The sequence below is a fragment of the Nocardioides jejuensis genome (genome assembly GCF_004337475.1).
In the GTDB taxonomy this organism is placed as follows: Bacteria; Actinomycetota; Actinomycetes; order Propionibacteriales; family Nocardioidaceae; genus Nocardioides; species Nocardioides jejuensis.
In genome coordinates, this window is sequence record NZ_SJZJ01000003.1 from 82,116 (window position 1) to 98,853 (window position 16,738).

Here is a 16,738-nt window from a genome sequence, read left to right on the forward strand (position 1 = left end):
TGACCCACGTCACAGCCGCCGTGCCGACCGGCGTCGGAGGCTCGATCCGCCCCCGGTCAGAGGGCGAACCTAACCCGATTCACGGGCGTGCAGCAAGGCTTCATCCACAGGCAGGGGCGCCTGTGGTTTGACCCCCCGAAGCGCCCTCCCGTACCGTTGCTCAGTCTGTCCGGTGTCGACCGGTGCCGCATGTCCACGACATTCCCTCCATGAAGGCGGGGATGCGCGTGGGTGGGCGGTGCCAGCCGAACTCAAGCTGCCTGCCGACACACCGGACGTGGACTATCCCTGGAATCAATTCCCCGCATCGGAGAAGCAGTCGTGAGCAAGCGCACCTACCAGCCGAACAACCGTCGCCGTCACAAGAAGCACGGTTTCCGCCTTCGCATGCGCACCCGCGCCGGCCGCGCCATCCTGTCGGCGCGCCGCAGCAAGGGCCGCAAGCAGATCGCCGTCTGAGCTCGCTCGGGTCCGCCTCGGTCCTGAATCGCCTTGCTGCCCCGGGAGCACCGGCTCGTCTCCGGTGACGACTTCCGGAAAGCAACGCGTCATGGCCGTCGAGCCGGCACACGCACTCTGGTTGCCCATCTCTGGGTCCCTGAGGGCGGGTCGCCGGCTCGTGTCGGATTCGTGGTGAGCAAGGCCGTCGGCCCTGCTGTCACCCGCAACCGCGTGAAGCGCCGGCTGCGACACCTGGCCCGGGAACGACTTTCGTCGCTCCCGGGCTCTGCTGTGCTCGTGGTCAGGGCGCTGCCCGCGGCGGCAGAGGCGTCGTACGACGACCTCGGTCGCGACCTCGACTCCGTCCTGGAGCGGATCGCTCGATGAAGCACGTCCTGGTCGGGCTCCTGAAGCTCTATCGGCTGCTCATCAGCCCGCTCTACGGCCAGGTCTGTCGCTACCACCCGAGCTGCTCGGCGTACGCCCTCGAGGCGGTCCAGCGGCACGGGAGCCTGCGTGGCAGCTGGCTTGCCGTACGCCGGCTCGGACGTTGTCACCCCTGGGCAGCCGGAGGCTACGACCCGGTGCCCCCCACTCGTTCTGCTGCACCCTCCGCCCCCATTCAAGGAGCCTGAGTGTCCATCTTCGGTGCTATCGGCAGCTTCATCATGACGCCGCTGTACTACCTGATCTCCATCGTGCTGGTCGGAGCCCACAAGCTGTGGACTGCGATCGGCCTCGACCCGGCTGGCGGTGCCGCCTGGGCGCTGGCCATCGTCACCCTCACGCTCTGCATCCGCGCTGCCTTGATCCCGCTCTTCGTGAAGCAGATCAAGGCCTCGCGCAACATGCAGCTGCTGCAGCCCCAGGTGAAGGAGCTGCAGAAGAAGTACGGCCACGACCGCGAGAAGCTGACGCAGGAAACGATGAAGCTGTACAAGGACGCGGGCACCAACCCGTTCGCCTCGTGCCTGCCGATCCTGCTCCAGATGCCGATCTTCCTGGCGCTCTTCCGCCTCCTCAACAAGGCCTCGCACGGTGCCGGTCACGGCATCCTGTCCGACGCCCAGGCGACCCAGTTCGGTCACGCGGAGCTGTTCGGCGTGCGCATCTCGCAGACGTTCAACGGCGCCCACGGCGACCGCGGCATCCAGATCATGGCGCTGACGCTCGTCATCGCGATGCTGGTCACGACCTTCACCACGCAGCGCCAGCTGATGAGCAAGAACATGCCGAAGTCGGCGCTCGAGGGTCCGTACGCGCAGCAGCAGAAGATCCTGCTCTACGTCCTGCCGGTCGTCTTTGCCGTCGGTGGTGTCGCGTTTCCGATCGGTGTCCTCATCTACTGGACCGTGTCGAACCTCTGGACGATGTGCCAGCAGTTCTACGTCATCCGCAACAACCCGGTCCCGGGCACTCCGGCAGCCGAGGCCAAGGCGAAGCGTGACGCCCACAAGGCCGCTCGCCACGGTGGTGTCGCGACCAGCACCGCCACGGCGGTCGAGGAGCAGACTGCGCCCGAGCAGGCCGGTCCGGGGCGCCAGCAGCCCAAGAAGCAGACCCGTGCCCAGCGCACGAAGAACCGCCCCCAGGGAGACCAGAAGTGAGCGACGAGACCACCCCGGAGACGACCGTGACCGAGACCGCTGCCCCTGCGCGTCCGAGCCGTGTGGAGCGCCTCGAGAACGAGGGCGACATCGCTGCTGACTACCTCGAGGAGCTGCTCGACATCGCAGACCTCGACGGTGACCTGGACATGGACGTCGAGGGCGACCGCGCCGCCGTCTCCATCGTGGGCGCCGACCTGAACCAGCTGGTCGGAGCCAAGGGTGAGGTCCTCGACGCACTGCAGGAGCTCACGCGGCTCGCGGTGTACCGCGAGACCGGTGAGCGCTCGCGTCTGATGCTCGATGTTTCCGGCTACCGCGCGCGCCAGCGTGAGGAGCTTGTGAAGGTCGCAGAGCAGGCCGTCGCTGAGGCGAAGGAGTCGGGTGCCCCGGTCTCGCTCAAGGCGATGTCGCCGTTCGAGCGCAAGGTCGTGCACGACGCAGTTGCGGCCGCGGGCCTCAACTCGGAGTCCGAGGGCGTCGAGCCCCGCCGCTACGTCATCGTCCTGCCGGCCTGAAGGGCATGCATCCGTGAACGACGTTTCACGTGAAACACCCCCTGCACTCCCGGAGCCTCCGGCTTCGGTGCAGGGGGTGTTTTCATCCGACCGCCTTCCGATCCTCCAGGCGTACGCCGCGTCGCTGGCCACCGCCGGCGTCGTCCGTGGTCTGATCGGTCCACGGGAGGTGCCGCGACTGTGGGAGCGGCACCTGCTGAACTGCGGCGCGCTCGCGGCACTCCTGCCGCAGGACGCGTCCGTCGCTGACGTAGGGAGCGGCGCGGGTCTGCCTGGGCTCGTCCTGGCGATCGCCCGTCCTGACCTCACTGTCACCCTGATCGAGCCGCTGCTCCGCCGCACGACGTACCTGCAGGAGGTCGTCGACGATCTGACGCTCCCGAACGTGACGGTGATCAGGGGCAGGGCGGAAGCGCTGCACGGCAAGGAGCGCTTCGACGTGGTGACGTCGCGGGCAGTCGCTCCGCTCGAGCGTCTGCTGACCTGGTCGATGCCTCTCGTGGCGGCCGACGGCGCGTTGGTCGCCTTGAAGGGCAGTGGCATCGCCGACGAGATCGCAGAGGCTGGTGCAGTCCTGCGGAAATTCGGGTGTGCCGAACCCGAGGTGCTGCCGGTGGGTGAGGGTCTGATTCCCGAGCCGACGCTCGCGGTGCGCGTCAGGTGGGCCGACCCGGCCAGCGCCTCTCGGGTCCTTAAGGTCGAGTCTGCATCCGGCCCTCGCAAGGCGAATGGAGCTGCCCAGCGAAAGCAGCGTCGACGCTGAGTTTCACGTGAAACGCCCCCGATCGGTCTGACTGGTCGGGGGCGTTCGCTGTTTGCGTGTGGGACTCCAGCTCGACGCGGGTGGCTGTGCGGGAGGGTGCCCTGATCTGGGCCCTATGACCGTCGAAGGAGGTCCCGCGCGAAGCGCCGGGGAGCCAGGCCGGGTGGACGACGGCCCAGGCCGGTGGGTCGTGGGGTGTGGGAGGCGGGGCGGGTGATCCACGTGCCGCGCGTCGGGGCTGCGATTAAGGGGATGGGCACGTGTCGCCAGGCAGCTGCCGTGCGCATCAATGGTGCTTGCTGCGTGAGGTGCCGCGCGAGCGGCGGGAGTCGGACTGCTTGTTTCACGTGAAACGCCGCTCTGGGGCCGGACCAGAACTGGAGGTTGAGCAGCAGCCGCTGAGCGCCGGAGCCGCGGCTTCAGAATCAGCCCCGCTGGCTCGGCCTCCTGTTTGCTGCGACGGAACCATCGCGTGCGGCGCCTGTCCGAACGTCCCAGTGCCACAACCTGCCGGTTGGTCGCCGGCCGCTGCTGGCTGTCGGGCCTGGGCATGCCAGCCGCCGACGTCCAGGCGAGCTTCAGTCGCGCGTACCGCTGACCATTGCGACGGCACCGAGGGCACAGGCGGCCTAGTGGACGCGAAGACCTGAAAGTGCAGAAGCTCCGCCTGTGGACCGCGACTGGAGAGTGCCGCAGGTGCACCGGTAGTTTTGGTCTTCGCGCCTGACCCATGGGGTGGGCGCGAAGCACGGACACGTTCTGTTCGTGGGGTGTGGCTCTCGGGTCTGCCTGAGTTTTCCACCGCCCGCGAGGTCGCTCTGAGCGCACCATCCACAGGCAGACGCAATTCATCCACAGGAAGAGGACCTCGTGGTTTCACGTGAAACGGGTCAGGGTTTCGTGGTCAGGACCGCCGCCGATCTGGCTGATGCGGGTCCGGCTTTCGCGGACGAGACGACTCCACTGGCACGAGCTGCCGAGCACACTGTGCTGGCTCGGCAGGGTGCGATGGACCGTCCGGCGATCACGCGCCCGCAGCGCACGCGGGTGATGGTCGTCGCGAACCAGAAGGGCGGCGTCGGCAAGACCACCTCGACGGTCAACCTGGCCGCGGCCCTCGCGCAGCTCGGGCAGCGGGTGCTGGTGATCGACCTCGATCCCCAGGGCAACGCCTCGACGGCCCTCAACATCGAGCACCGTCGTGGGGTGCCGTCCACCTACGATCTGCTCGTCAACGAGGACAAGCTCGCTGACGTGATGCAGCCGTGTCCCGATCAGGCTGGTCTGTGGGTCGTCCCTGCGACGATCGACCTCGCCGGTGCGGAGATCGAGCTCGTGTCGATCGTGGCGCGCGAGTCGCGGCTGCAGAAGGCGATCTACGCCCACGAGTGGGTCGGCACCGCTGCCGAGGCCGGCGACGACCGCTTCGACTACGTGATCATCGACTGCCCCCCGTCACTGGGCCTGCTGACGCTCAACGCACTCGTGGCGGGTGCGGAGATGGTGATCCCGATCCAGGCGGAGTACTACGCCCTCGAGGGACTCGGCATGCTGCTGGAGACCGTCGAGATGGTGAAGAAGCACCTCAACCAGAACCTCGACGTGTCGACGATCCTGCTGACCATGTACGACGCGCGCACCCGTCTCGCCTCGAACGTCGCCGAGGAGGTGCGCGAGCACTTCGGCGACACCGTCCTGAAGACCTACATCCCGCGTTCGGTGCGGGTCTCCGAGGCACCGTCGTACAGCCAGACCGTGATGACCTATGACCCGGGCTCGCCGGGCGCGCTCTCGTATCTCGAGGCTGCCCGCGAGATGGCCCGCAAGGGGGAGCAGCGATGAGCCAGCAGCAGCGACGTGGTCTGGGCCGTGGCCTGGGCGCCCTGATCCCGACGGCACCTCTGGAGGACGCCGCTCCGGCGACCGCTCCGGCGGCTGGGGGAGCGTCGACGGGCCCCGCGTCCGCCGCTCCGCTGAACGGTGCTCCTGCGGCCGCCAACGGTGTGCCAGCGGCCTCCGCCGCTCCGGCGGGTGCGAGCTCTCCGGGACAGGCCAACGGGTCCCTCAACGCGGTGGCGGGTGGGGAGATCCCGGCCGGCGCGTACTTCGCTGAGCTTCCGATCAAGCAGATCGTGCCGAACGCGCGCAACCCGCGTCAGGTCTTCGAGGAGGAGGCACTGGCCGAGCTCGTGCACTCCATCCGTGAGGTGGGCTTGCTGCAGCCGATCGTGGTCCGCCAGACCGGGCCCGAGGCGTACGAGCTGATCATGGGTGAGCGGCGCTGGCGCGCTTCGCAGGAGGCCGGCCTTTCCGCCATCCCCGCGATCGTCCGTCAGACCGAGGATGACGACATGCTCCGGGACGCCCTCCTGGAGAACCTGCACCGCTCCCAGCTCAACCCGCTCGAGGAGGCGGCTGCGTACCGCCAACTGCTCGACGACTTCGGCTGCACGCACGACGAGCTCGCTGGCCGGATCGGCCGCTCGCGTCCGCAGATCAGCAACACCCTGCGACTGCTCAAGCTCTCCCCGGCCGTCCAGCGGCGGGTAGCCGCGGGTGTCCTGTCCGCAGGTCACGCGCGCTCGCTCCTCGCCGTCGAGGACCCGGAGATCCAGGACCGGCTCGCCCAGCGCGTTGTTGCCGAGGGGATCAGTGTCCGTGGCCTCGAGGAGATCGTGGCTGTCGGTGAGCACGGCGGCCGTGCGACCCAGCGCCCGCAGCGCGCGAAGATCACCGCGCCCGGTCTGGGGGAGATCTCGGACCGCCTGAGTGACCGCCTCGAGACCCGCGTGAAGGTCGAGCTCGGCAAGGCCAAGGGCCGGATCACGGTGGAGTTCGCGACGCTCGACGACCTCCGGCGGATCACGGACATCATGGATCCGCGCAACCGCAACGACCGGGTGATCTGATCCCTTCAGTCGCTAGAGCGACAAGGCGATAAGTCGACAAAACGACGCGGCGCCTGGTTTCCCGTGAAACATCGGGAGACCAGGCGCCGTTGTCGTTCTCGAGCAGACCGCGTCCAGCGGGGACGTAGGTCAGGCGTCAGACCGGTCGTCGACCAGGAAGTGCGTCTCCGAGCGAGGGCGCAGGTACGCCACGTAGTAGGCGGCGGCGATGAGCATCAGCGCACCCACAGCCAGCAGGTCCTTCATGGCGGATTGCTGCAGGGCGTAGCCGACGCCGACGATCACGAGGATCGGTGTGACCGGCCACAGCGGCATCTTCCACCCGGCGTGCGGGGTGCGGCGTACGAAGAGGGCGGCGATGGCCACGACCAGGTAGACGGCGCCGAGGATGACCGAAGTGATGCCGAGCAGGGCCTCGATGTCCATCAGCCAGGCCATCAGCGCACCCGGAACGCCGATCACGACGGTGGCCATGACGGGGGAGCCGAAGCGCGGGTGAAGGCGCGCTAGGGCGGCGTTCACGACGTCCGGCCATGCGCGGTCGCGTGCGGTGGCGTAGACGACGCGCGAGTTCTGGATGACCATCACGATGACGGCGTTGAGGATGGCGATGGCGATGCCGACGCTGATCGCCGCGGAGGTGCGGCTGCCCGCCCATTCGGTCACGTAGTCCGGGAAGGTGCCCGTTGCCAGCTCGTTGAGCGAGCCGACGCCGAGCACCGTGGCCGCGGTGGGGATCACGATGATCGCGGCACCCAGCGCCAGTGATCCCATGACCGCCAGCTTGACGTTGCGGCGCGGAGCCACCATCTCCTCGGCGAGGTAGGTCGCTGTCGTGAAGCCGGAGCAGGTGAAGATCGCGATGGCGAGTCCGGACAGCAGGACGCCGGCGGTGAAGGGGGAGAGCGAGCTGCCGTCCGTGACCTGGGCGTGCCACAGGGTGTCGACGCCGCGCTCTGCGTGCGAGAAGCCGAGCCAGGCGACGGCGGACGCCGCCACGGTCTCGACGATCAGGAAGAGCCCGGTCACGTACGCGTTCGACTTGATGTCCAGCACGCCGGTAGCGGTGGCGAGCAGCATGACGACGGCGCCGGTGGTCGCGCGGTCGAGCCCGACGATCGGTGCCAGATAGTCAGCGGTGCCGAGCGCAATGACCGGCGGGATGACGATCAGCGTGGCCGAGGTGAGTGCGAAGGTCAGCCAGCCGGCGGCCCTGCCCAGCGTGTGGGTGACCATCGCGTACTCGCCGCCGCTGCTCGGCGTACGCGTGCCGAGCTCGGCGTAACAGGCCCCGACCGCAGCTGAGATGAGTACGCCGACGAGCAGCGTCATGACGACACCCGAGCCCTGTGAGGCAAGGAGCTCGGGCACGATGATGAAGAGGCTCGATGCCGGTGTGACGCACGAGAGCGTCAGCAGGATGGCGGCCGTCAGCGTGAGGACCGGCTTGAGCCCCGGTCCGTCGGCAGCGGCGTCGCTCGCTGTCGCCACATCGGGCGATTCGGTGGGGCCGGACAGGGTCGACATGGTCACCTCGTGAGTGTGATTTGAACAACATACAAACTGTGGTGTCCTGAACTATGAACCTCGCCTCCCACTAGGGTCAAGGGGTGACCACGGAAAAATCCCCACGACGCCATCGTCGTCTCGATCGTCCCCGGGAGCGAGTGCTCGAGGTCGCCTGGGAGCTGCTCATCGAGCGCGGCCTCGCCGACCTGACGCTCGCGGAGCTCGGACGACGCGTGGAGACGAGCGCCGGACACCTCCTCTACTACTTCGGGAGCAAGGACGGCCTGCTGCTCGAGGTGCTCCGTTGGAGCGAGGCTCAGCTGTGGGCACGGTGGGAGGAGTCGCGCGCCGAGGAGGTCACCTTCGGGGAGCGATTCGACCTGTTCTGTCGCCAGTTCATGCCGCAGGGCCTGGGGGATCCGCGATGGCTGGTCTGGATCGAGGTCTGGCCCCGCGTGCTCCGCATCGAAGAGCTCCGTGCGCCCTACGAGGAGCTCGACGCCGTGTGGCGCGACGAGCTCGCCCGACTCCTTGGCGAGGCGGAGGTCGACAACGCGACCGTCCTCTCCCGCCGGATCTGCGCGTTGCTCGACGGGCTGAGCGTCGCGATCGTGCTCGGCGAGGACGACGTGAGTATCGATGCTGCGGTTGACCACGCACGTGCGCTGCTCCCGGCCGAGCTCTCCGCCAGGGCGGGTGGCTGAGGCCCCGCCTCCCTTCCGCGGCCAGGCCCCGTCACCGCTTCGGTGGCGGGGCCGTGGTGCGTCTGCGCCCGAAAAATCTCGGGGCGATCCCTTGCGGCCGCTCGCGTCCGGGCTTACGTTGGGCGCCATGTTTGAATCACGTTCAAATACGGATGTCGGGTCCGCGGGGCGGATGATGCCGGCCGAGACCGCTGCCCACGACGCGGCCTGGATGGCCTGGCCCTCCGGGTCGTACACGCTCGGCGACACCCCCGCCGAGGCGGACGAGGCGCGGCGTACGTGGGCCGCCGTGGCGAACGCGATTGTCGACTTCGAGCCGGTCCACATGCTCGTGCCGCCCTCGGAGCGCGCGGCGGCGGCCCGCTTCCTCGACGAGCGCGTCACCGTGCACGAGCAGCTGCTCGACGACGCCTGGTACCGCGACATCGGCCCGACGTTCGTCGTCCAGGGCGAAGGATCGGATCGGCGTCTCGGTGCCGTCAACTGGGTCTTCAACGGCTGGGGCCAGCAGGACTGGGCCAGCTGGGAGCACGACGCGGTTGCCAGCCTCGTCGCTACCGAGGCCACCGGAGCCGCCCGGATCGACTCGCCGATGGTCAACGAGGGCGGCGGCATCCACACGGATGGCGCAGGAACGCTCCTCGTCACCGAGACGGTCCAGCTCGACCCCGGTCGCAATCCGGGGTGGACGAAGGCCGACGTCGAAGCGGAGCTGACCCGCACGCTCGGTGCGCGCAAGGTGATCTGGCTGCCCCGCGGTCTCACGCGGGACAGCGAGCGCTTCGGCACGCGCGGCCACGTCGACATCGTGGCGACCTTCGCCGACCGCGGCGTGGTGCTCGTCCATGACCAGCGCGACCCGGCGCATCCGGACCACGCGGTCTCCCGGGAGCTGATCGCCCTGCTCGAGGCCGAGACCGACGCCGACGGCAAGCCGCTGCACGTCGTACGGCTGCCGGCTCCGGCCACCCTCCGCGACGACGAGGGCTGGGTCGACTACAGCTACGTCAACCACTTCGTCTGCAACGGCGCCGTCATCGCGTGCTCGTTCGCGGACCCGGTCGACGAGGAGGCGCTCGCCGTCCTCGCCGACGCCTATCCCGGACGACGCATCGTCCCTGTCGACGCCCGGCCGATCTTCGCCCGCGGCGGTGGCATCCACTGCATCACGCAGCAGCAGCCGCGCGTCCAGCCCTGACTGTCGTGCCCTGACCGTTCGTCACTGATCCCAAGGACATCCCATGGAACTCATCACCTCTCCCGCCCTGCCCTCCCTCGCCCGCGCCAGCGAGGGCCCCGGCCGCACGCTCACCGTCGGCGTGGTCCAGATGCACTGGCAGCCCGACGCCGACGCCCACGCAGCGGCCCTCGCCAACGGCGTACGCCGCGCAGCCGAGGCCGGTGCGCAGGTCGTCTTCCTGCCCGAGCTGACGCTGTCGCGCTACCCCGCGGACTTCCGTCCCGAGGGTCGTCCGGCGGATCTCGCGGAGTCGCTCGAGGACGGGCCGACCCGCACCCTCGTCGCGAAGCTGGCCGCCGACAACGGCGTCTTCGTGCACGCCTCCCTCTACGAGGCGGCCCCGGCTCCGGACGGTTCGGACGACGGCCTCGGCTACAACACCGCGATCCTGGTCGCTCCCGGGGGAGAGCTGGTCGGCAGGACCCGCAAGACGCACATCCCGGTGACCGAGGGCTACTTCGAGGACCTCTTCTTCCGGCACGGCCCGGCGGACGAGCCGTACCCGGTGCACGTGCCCGACCTAGCCGGAGCGCCGCGGCTGGGCCTGCCGACGTGCTGGGACGAGTGGTTCCCCGAGGTCGCCCGCGCCTACTCCCTCGCCGACGCCGAGGTGCTGGCGTACCCGACCGCGATCGGCTCGGAGCCCGACCACCCGGACTTCGACACCCAGCCGCTGTGGCAGCACGTCATCGTCGGCAACGGGATCACGAGCGGGCTCTTCATGTGCGTCCCGAACCGCTGGGGCAACGAGGGCCGGGTCGACTTCTACGGATCGTCGTTCATCTCCGACCCGTACGGACGGATCCTGGCCCAGGCGCCGCGGTCGGGTGACGCCGTCCTCGTCGCGACGCTCGACCTCGACCAGCGCCGGGACTGGCTGACGCTCTTCCCGTTCCTCGACACCCGTCGCCCGGACACCTACGCGAGCCTCACCGCTCCGCGCTGAGCGGAGGGTCAGGCCGGGAGGACCGGACGACCCTCGTAGAACGTCTGGAGTACGACGGTCGTCCGGGTGCTGACCGACGCGGCGCTCCGGATATCGCGGATCAGGGACTCGAGGTGGCGCGGCGAGGCCACGCGAACGAAGAGGATGTAGCTCGCATCGCCGGCGATGGAGTGGCACGCCTCGATCTCGGTCAGGTGCTCCAGCAGCTCGGGAGCGTTGTCCGGCTGACCCGGGTCGAGGGGAGTGATCTCGACGAAGGCGGCGAGCGGCTTGCCCACCGCGGCGGGCTCGACCATCGCGCGGTAGCCGGTGATGACGCCGCGGGACTCGAGACGCCGGAGGCGGGTCTGCACTGCGGAGACCGAGAGGCCGACGGCAGCGGAGAGATCGGCCAGTGTCGTGCGGGCGTCGGCGCACATCGCGCGCACGATGCCCTCGTCGATCGGATCGTCGAGGGGCGCGGGCGTTGCGTCGGGCACGGACATGACGGCGAGGCTAGCAGCCAGGACCGGTAACGAACCGAAAAAGTTCCTGCGCTGGAGCGATGCAAACGGAAAATCTGTCCGTACGCTGGCAGGGAACCCGTTCCCACGATTTCCGCATCGGAGGTCCGTCCATGTCCACGCAGCAGCTCGGCGCCCACCCGTCCCGCCCGACGCAGTCCGTCATCGGCGAGCCGGAGGTCGTCGAGGACGTGGTTGGGGCGCGTGACGTCGAGACGAGCGAGGCGTGGCTGAGCCTCAAGGCAGCAGCGACCGCACTGCAGGCGCTCCAGGTCCAGGACGGCTCGGTGCCCGATGCCGGCAACCACCCGGCCGCGCAGGACCTGGTCGCGACCATCACCGATGCCGTCGAGGCCTTGCGTCCGGCGTTCCCCCACGACGACGCCTATCTGCGTGCGTGCGTGCGGGACTTCGGGCGCTGGGCAGCGGGCGGGTTCGGCGTACCGGACTTCCTCGACTCGCTCCTCGCCTTCCAGCCGCAGCAGCAGCGCATCGACGGGCTGCGTCACCTCGTGGTCTTCCCGATGTACACGCAGAACGGCTCCTCCGATCGGCACGTCGAGGCGTTGCTGGTCGAGGTGATCTGGCCGGAGTTCGTGGCACACCTCGAGGCGGGGGACTACGGCAACCGGCTCTTCGTCCCACTGCGTCTGCTCGACTTCACCCCCGGCTACGACACCAACAGCGCCGTGCTCTTCCCGGAGACGGTCGCCGTGCGCGAGACCCCGACGTTCAGCTGGGGAGCGATCTTCCAGGACCGGGAAGCCGCTCGCTTCCGTCGCGTCGTCGCGGCCGCGGCTTCCACCACGGACCTCGCCCTCCCCGAGGAGGCGGCCCGGATGCTTGCGGATCAGGCACTCACGGAGAAGACCTTCGTCGTCTGGGACCTGATCCACGACCGCACTCACATGCGGGGCGACCTGCCGTTCGACCCGTTCATGATCAAGCAGCGGATGCCGTACTTCCTCTACTCGCTCGAGGAGCTGCGGTGCGACCTGACGGCGTACCGCGAGTGTGTGCGGCTCGAGGCGGTGACCGAGGATGCGGAGACGCTGGAGCACGCGCGGCTCGTGCAGTACGCCGTGCTCTTCGACCGCATCTTCCGGTTCGCGATCACGGGGTCGCGGGTCCGCAACTACGACGGGCTCGGCGGCCAGCTGCTCTTCGCGTGGCTGCACCAGCGTGGGGTCCTGCACTGGACCGACACCTCGCTCGCCTTCGACTGGGACGGGGTGCCGGCTGCGGTCGTCGCGCTCGGCGAAGCGATTGACGACCTCTACTGGCGATCGATCGACCGGCCGAAGACGGCGCACTGGCTCGCGGCGTACGACCTGATCCGCTCGACGCTCACGCCGCACCCGGCCTCGGTCTGGGCGCGCGGGCTGCCGGACGAGATCCTGGCCGGGGCGCCGAAGGGCTACACCGATGCGGTGCTCGACGACGAGTTCCCGCTGTCGATGTTCTACGAGTCGCTCGACAAGAAGATGCGACCCGTCATCGAGTCCACCGCGGGGATGGTGGGCAGCTCGGAGGTGCTGCTGCCGTGACCTCCCTCCATGACGAAAGCGTCCGGGGCTTTGCCTCGGACAACTACGCCGGCATCCATCCCGAGGTGCTGGCCGCGATCGCCGCTGCCAACGGCGGCCACCAGGTCGCGTACGGCGAGGACGTCTACACGCAGCGCCTGCAGTCGGTGATGACGGAGCAGTTCGGCGAGGGTGCCGAAGCCTGGCCGGTGTTCAACGGCACCGGTGCGAACGTCGTCGGGCTCCAGTCGATGCTCCCGCGCTGGGGTGCGGTGGTCTGCGCGACGACCGCGCACATCCACACGGACGAGGCGGGTGCCCCGGAGCGTGTTGCGGGCATCAAGCTGCTGCCCGTCGAGACGCCTGACGGCAAGCTGACCCCCGAGCTCCTCGACCGCGAGGCGTGGGGCTGGGGTGACGAACACCGGGCCCAGCCGCTCGTCGTCTCGATCGCCCAGTCGACGGAGGTCGGCACGGTCTACACGCCGGAGGAGCTGCGGTCACTCTGCGATCACGCGCACGGGCTCGGCATGCGCGTGCACATGGACGGCGCCCGGCTCGCCAACGCGGCCGCCTCCCTCGGAGTCGGGCTGCGCGAGATCACGCGCGATGTCGGAGTCGACGTCCTCAGCTGTGGCGGGACGAAGAACGGCGCGATGCTCGGCGAGGCGGTGGTCGTGCTCGACCCGGCGGCCTCGTCCGGGCTGCGCTACCTCCGCAAGCTCGACATGCAGCTCGCATCGAAGATGCGCTTCGTGTCGGCGCAGCTGATCGCCCTGCTCGAGGGGGATCTGTGGCTGCGCAACGCGAGCCACGCCAACGCAATGGCGCAGCGGCTGCGTTCTGGCGTCGAGTCGGGCCTCGCGGACGGCTCGATCCGGGGCGTCGGCCTCGACCGACCGACCGAGGCGAACGGCGTCTTCGCCACGCTGCCGCAGGGAGTGGCCGATCGGGTGCGTGCTGAGGGTTTCCGCTTCTACGACTGGGACCTGGCCACCCGTGAGGTGCGCTGGATGTGCAGCTTCGACACGACCGAGGAGGACGTCGATGCGCTCGTCGCGGCGGTTTCCCGTGAAACAGGGGCGCACTGATTTTCGGCGCAGGGTGTTGCGCGCCACACATCGGAGGCTTACGGTGGATCCAAGTTTGAACATCATTCAAAGATTGGTATCGATCATGAAGACCTACGACACCGTCGTCGTCGGGGCCGGCGTCACCGGCCTCACCGCTGCCTGGCGCCTCGTCGAGGGCGGGCAGGACGTCCTCGTCCTCGAGGCGCGCGACCGCGTCGGAGGTCGACTCCGCACCGAGGACCACAACGGCTCCGACTTCGAGATCGGCGGGCAGTGGGTGTCGCCGGACCAGGAGGCGCTGATCGCGCTGGTCGCCGAGCTCGGGCTGTCGACGTACTCCCGGTACCGCGAGGGCGAGTCCCTGTACGTCGACCGCGCCCGCATCGCGCGCCGCTTCACCGGCGAGGAGCTGCCGGTCGACGAGCAGACCGGCAAGGAGATCGACCGGCTGATCGGCGTCATCGACGACCTGGCGGCGCAGATGGATCCCGACCGTCCGTGGGAGCACCCGCAGGCGGCGTCGCTGGACTCCGTGAGCTTCGCGCAGTGGCTCGACGCCCAGACCACCGACCAGGAGGCCCGCGACAACATCGCGCTCTACCTCGGCCCGGCGATGCTGACGAAGCCGACGCACTCGTTCTCCGCGCTCACCGCGGTGCTGATGTCGGCCAGCGCCGGCTCGTTCACGCACCTGGTCGATGCCGACTTCATCCTCGACAAGCGCGTTGTGGGCGGACTCGCCTCGGTGCCGGCTGCGCTGGCCGCGCGTCTGGGCGACCGGGTGCGCCTCTCCGCCGACGTCACCCACGTGGCCTGGACCGCAGATGGCGCCGTGGTCACCGTCGATGGTGAGCAGATCGGCGCCCGCAACGTCGTCCTCGCGCTGCCGCCGACGCACGTCCGCCGGATCCGGATCACGCCGGAGCTGCCCGCCGAGCACCGCCACGCCCGCGAGCACCAGTCGTTCGGCCTGGTGATCAAGGTGCAGGCGGAGTACGACACCCCGTTCTGGCGGGAGGCCGGCCTGTCGGGCACGGGCTTCGGACCGTGGGAGCTCGTCCACGAGGTCTACGACAACACCCTGCACGGCAAGGCGACCGGCACGCTCGTCGGCTTCGTCTCCGACCTGAACGCCGACGCGCTCGGCCGCGTCTCCGCCGACGAGCGCCGGGCCGCGATCCTGGCGTCGTTCGCGGCGTACTTCGGTGACGCGGCGCTCACCCCGCGCACGTACGTCGAGAGCGACTGGCAGCACCAGGAGCTCACCGGCGGCGCCTACGCGACCAGCTTCGACGTCGGCAGCCTGACCCGCTGGGGCGCAAAGCTCCACGAGCCGGTGGGCCCGATCCGCTTCGGGTCGAGCGACATCGCCGGCCTCGGCTTCCAGCACGTCGACGGGGCGGTCCGCATGGGCACCCGCCTCGCGCAGAACATCCTGGATCAGCAGATCCTCGCGTCCTGAAGGAGAGCACCATGATCAGCAACGTCATCGACGGCAAGGTCGTCCCCGCAGCGGACGGTCGCACCAGCGACATCATCGATCCGCGCACCGGCGAGGTCCACGACACGGCCGCGCTGTCGGGTGCCGCTGACGTCGACGCGGCGTACGCGGCGGCGACGGAGGCGTTCCGCACCTGGCGTCGGACGACGCCTGCCGAGCGGCAGAAGCTGCTGCTCGCGCTGGCGTCGGCGCTCGAGGAGCGCGCCGAGGAGATCCTCGCCGCCGAGCTCCGCGACACCGGCAAGCCCGAGGCGCTCACCCGCGACGAGGAGATCGCCGTCGGCATCGACCAGCTCCGCTACTTCGCGGGCATGGCTCGCGCGCTCGAGGGTAGCGCGGCCGGCGAGTACATGGCCGGCCACACCTCGTACGTACGCCGCGAGCCGGTCGGCGTCGTCGGCCAGGTCGCGCCGTGGAACTACCCGTTCATGATGGCGATCTGGAAGGTTGCTCCGGCGCTCGCCGCGGGCTGCACCGTCGTGCTGAAGTCGTCGGACACGACGCCCGGGTCGGCCGCGCTGGTCGGCGAGATCGCCGCCGGCATCCTGCCGCCGGGCGTGCTCAACGTACTCGCGGGTGACCGGGAGACGGGCAAGCTCGTCGTCGCCCACCCGGCGGCAGCGCAGGTCTCGATCACCGGTTCCACGGGCGCCGGCAAGCAGGTCGCCGCCGCAGCCGCTCCGGACGTGAAGCGGGTCCACCTCGAGCTCGGTGGCAAGGCACCGGCGATCGTCTTCGGCGACGCCGATCTCGCGGCCACCGTCGAGGGCATCGTCGTCGGAGCGTTCTTCAACGCGGGGCAGGACTGCACCGCGGTGACCCGGATCCTGGCGCACTCCTCGATTGCGGAGTCGCTGGAGGCAGCACTCGTGACGGCGATCGCCGACGTGACCACCGGTCCGGATGTGGAGGACCCGTTCTACGGTCCGCTGAACAACGCCAGCCAGCTCGAGCGGGTGACGTCCGTCGTCGCCTCGCTGCCGGCGCACGCCCGCGTCGTCACGGGTGGAGCCCGGGTGGGGAGCCAGGGCTACTACTTCGCGCCGACGCTGGTTGCCGGCGTACGGCAGGACGACGACGTCGTGCAGCAGGAGACCTTCGGACCGCTGGTGACGCTGCAGACGTTCGAGACCGAGGAGGAGGCGATCGCGCTGGCGAACGACGTCGACTTCGGCCTCGCCTCGAGCGTCTGGACGAAGGACCACGGCACGGCCCACCGCTGTTCGATCGAGCTCGACTTCGGCTGCGTGTGGGTCAACACCCACATCCCGCTCGTGGCCGAGATGCCGCACGGTGGTTTCAAGCAGAGCGGCTACGGCAAGGACCTGTCGCGCTACGGCCTCGAGGACTACACGCGCATCAAGCACGTGATGCACGCGCACGGCTGATCGCGCCGCCCGCGAGCTGTAACGCGGGGTTCTCGTCGCCACTGCCCTCTGCAGCGGCGCACACGTCACGAGAACACCGCGTTACAGCGGGCGTGCGACGGGCGACGCCG

At 69.4% G+C, this 16,738-nt stretch carries 17 protein-coding genes; 15 read left to right on the forward strand and 2 right to left on the reverse strand.

Annotation, left to right across the window (positions count from 1 at the left end; translation table 11 throughout):
• Positions 1–321: 321 nt before the first annotated feature.
• The 8 genes from rpmH (at position 322) to EPD65_RS03055 (ending at position 6,238) form a co-directional block, all read left to right on the forward strand.
• Entirely contained in the window at positions 322–459 is a 138-nt protein-coding gene (gene rpmH, locus EPD65_RS03020) for a 50S ribosomal protein L34 (protein ID WP_131581681.1), read from the forward strand.
• A 33-nt stretch (positions 460–492) separates the two neighbouring features.
• A complete protein-coding gene (gene rnpA, locus EPD65_RS03025; protein WP_131581682.1) occupies positions 493–828 on the forward strand; it encodes a ribonuclease P protein component in 336 nt (111 codons plus the stop codon).
• A complete protein-coding gene (gene yidD, locus EPD65_RS03030; protein ID WP_131581683.1) occupies positions 825–1,076 on the forward strand; it encodes a membrane protein insertion efficiency factor YidD in 252 nt (83 codons plus the stop codon). Before rnpA ends, yidD begins: the two co-directional genes overlap by 4 nt.
• Positions 1,077–2,048 (forward strand): membrane protein insertase YidC, encoded by a 972-nt coding sequence (gene yidC / locus EPD65_RS03035; RefSeq protein WP_131581684.1) that lies wholly within the window; start codon positions 1,077–1,079, stop codon positions 2,046–2,048.
• A gap of 26 nt (positions 2,049–2,074) precedes the next feature.
• Complete coding sequence (locus EPD65_RS03040; protein WP_131581780.1) at positions 2,075–2,566, forward strand: Jag family protein; 492 nt, start codon at positions 2,075–2,077, stop codon at positions 2,564–2,566.
• 76 nt (positions 2,567–2,642) lie between these two features.
• Positions 2,643–3,329 carry a 16S rRNA (guanine(527)-N(7))-methyltransferase RsmG gene (gene rsmG, locus EPD65_RS03045; RefSeq protein WP_131581685.1) on the forward strand — a complete coding sequence of 229 codons (687 nt, stop codon included), beginning with the start codon at positions 2,643–2,645 and terminating at the stop codon, positions 3,327–3,329.
• A gap of 987 nt (positions 3,330–4,316) precedes the next feature.
• A complete protein-coding gene (locus EPD65_RS03050; RefSeq protein ID WP_279387548.1) occupies positions 4,317–5,171 on the forward strand; it encodes a ParA family protein in 855 nt (284 codons plus the stop codon).
• Complete coding sequence (locus tag EPD65_RS03055) at positions 5,168–6,238, forward strand: ParB/RepB/Spo0J family partition protein (RefSeq protein ID WP_131581686.1); 1,071 nt, start codon at positions 5,168–5,170, stop codon at positions 6,236–6,238. Before EPD65_RS03050 ends, EPD65_RS03055 begins: the two co-directional genes overlap by 4 nt.
• 129 nt (positions 6,239–6,367) lie before the next feature.
• Here EPD65_RS03055 and EPD65_RS03060 read toward each other — a convergent pair whose 3' ends face one another.
• Entirely contained in the window at positions 6,368–7,765 is a 1,398-nt protein-coding gene (locus EPD65_RS03060; RefSeq protein WP_131581782.1) for an APC family permease, read from the reverse strand.
• A 140-nt stretch (positions 7,766–7,905) separates the two neighbouring features.
• On the opposite strand from EPD65_RS03060, the gene EPD65_RS03065 reads away from it, so the two are divergent.
• The 3 genes from EPD65_RS03065 (at position 7,906) to EPD65_RS03075 (ending at position 10,637) form a co-directional block, all read left to right on the forward strand.
• Positions 7,906–8,451, forward strand: coding sequence for a TetR/AcrR family transcriptional regulator (locus EPD65_RS03065; RefSeq protein ID WP_243640418.1), 546 nt, complete (start codon positions 7,906–7,908; stop codon positions 8,449–8,451).
• 127 nt (positions 8,452–8,578) lie between these two features.
• Complete coding sequence (locus tag EPD65_RS03070) at positions 8,579–9,649, forward strand: agmatine deiminase family protein (protein ID WP_243640419.1); 1,071 nt, start codon at positions 8,579–8,581, stop codon at positions 9,647–9,649.
• Positions 9,650–9,692: 43 nt separating this feature from the next.
• Positions 9,693–10,637, forward strand: a complete 945-nt coding sequence (locus tag EPD65_RS03075) for a nitrilase-related carbon-nitrogen hydrolase (RefSeq protein ID WP_131581688.1) — start codon at positions 9,693–9,695, stop codon at positions 10,635–10,637.
• An 8-nt stretch (positions 10,638–10,645) separates the two neighbouring features.
• Here the strand turns inward: EPD65_RS03075 and EPD65_RS03080 are convergent, their stop codons facing one another.
• Entirely contained in the window at positions 10,646–11,122 is a 477-nt protein-coding gene (locus EPD65_RS03080) for an Lrp/AsnC family transcriptional regulator (protein ID WP_131581689.1), read from the reverse strand.
• A 131-nt stretch (positions 11,123–11,253) separates the two neighbouring features.
• On the opposite strand from EPD65_RS03080, the gene EPD65_RS03085 reads away from it, so the two are divergent.
• The 4 genes from EPD65_RS03085 (at position 11,254) to EPD65_RS03100 (ending at position 16,628) form a co-directional block, all read left to right on the forward strand.
• Positions 11,254–12,687 (forward strand): DUF6421 family protein, encoded by a 1,434-nt coding sequence (locus EPD65_RS03085; RefSeq protein ID WP_131581690.1) that lies wholly within the window; start codon positions 11,254–11,256, stop codon positions 12,685–12,687.
• Entirely contained in the window at positions 12,684–13,757 is a 1,074-nt protein-coding gene (locus EPD65_RS03090) for a threonine aldolase family protein (protein WP_131581691.1), read from the forward strand. The genes EPD65_RS03085 and EPD65_RS03090 overlap by 4 nt, the downstream gene beginning before the upstream one ends.
• 85 nt (positions 13,758–13,842) lie before the next feature.
• Positions 13,843–15,201 carry a flavin monoamine oxidase family protein gene (locus tag EPD65_RS03095; RefSeq protein ID WP_131581692.1) on the forward strand — a complete coding sequence of 453 codons (1,359 nt, stop codon included), beginning with the start codon at positions 13,843–13,845 and terminating at the stop codon, positions 15,199–15,201.
• Positions 15,202–15,212: 11 nt separating this feature from the next.
• On the forward strand, positions 15,213–16,628 hold the full coding sequence (locus tag EPD65_RS03100) for an aminobutyraldehyde dehydrogenase (protein WP_131581693.1): 1,416 nt from the start codon (positions 15,213–15,215) through the stop codon (positions 16,626–16,628).
• Positions 16,629–16,738: the final 110 nt, after the last annotated feature.

Coding starts and splice junctions, on each gene's coding strand:
- yidD (WP_131581683.1), top strand. CDS start 825: ATGAAGCACGTCCTGGTCGGGCTCCTGAAGCTCTATCGGCTGCTCATC.
- EPD65_RS03055 (WP_131581686.1), top strand. CDS start 5,168: ATGAGCCAGCAGCAGCGACGTGGTCTGGGCCGTGGCCTGGGCGCCCTG.
- EPD65_RS03060 (WP_131581782.1), bottom strand. CDS start 7,765: ATGTCGACCCTGTCCGGCCCCACCGAATCGCCCGATGTGGCGACAGCG.
- EPD65_RS03070 (WP_243640419.1), top strand. CDS start 8,579: ATGTTTGAATCACGTTCAAATACGGATGTCGGGTCCGCGGGGCGGATG.
- EPD65_RS03075 (WP_131581688.1), top strand. CDS start 9,693: ATGGAACTCATCACCTCTCCCGCCCTGCCCTCCCTCGCCCGCGCCAGC.
- EPD65_RS03080 (WP_131581689.1), bottom strand. CDS start 11,122: ATGTCCGTGCCCGACGCAACGCCCGCGCCCCTCGACGATCCGATCGAC.
- EPD65_RS03085 (WP_131581690.1), top strand. CDS start 11,254: ATGTCCACGCAGCAGCTCGGCGCCCACCCGTCCCGCCCGACGCAGTCC.
- EPD65_RS03095 (WP_131581692.1), top strand. CDS start 13,843: ATGAAGACCTACGACACCGTCGTCGTCGGGGCCGGCGTCACCGGCCTC.
- EPD65_RS03100 (WP_131581693.1), top strand. CDS start 15,213: ATGATCAGCAACGTCATCGACGGCAAGGTCGTCCCCGCAGCGGACGGT.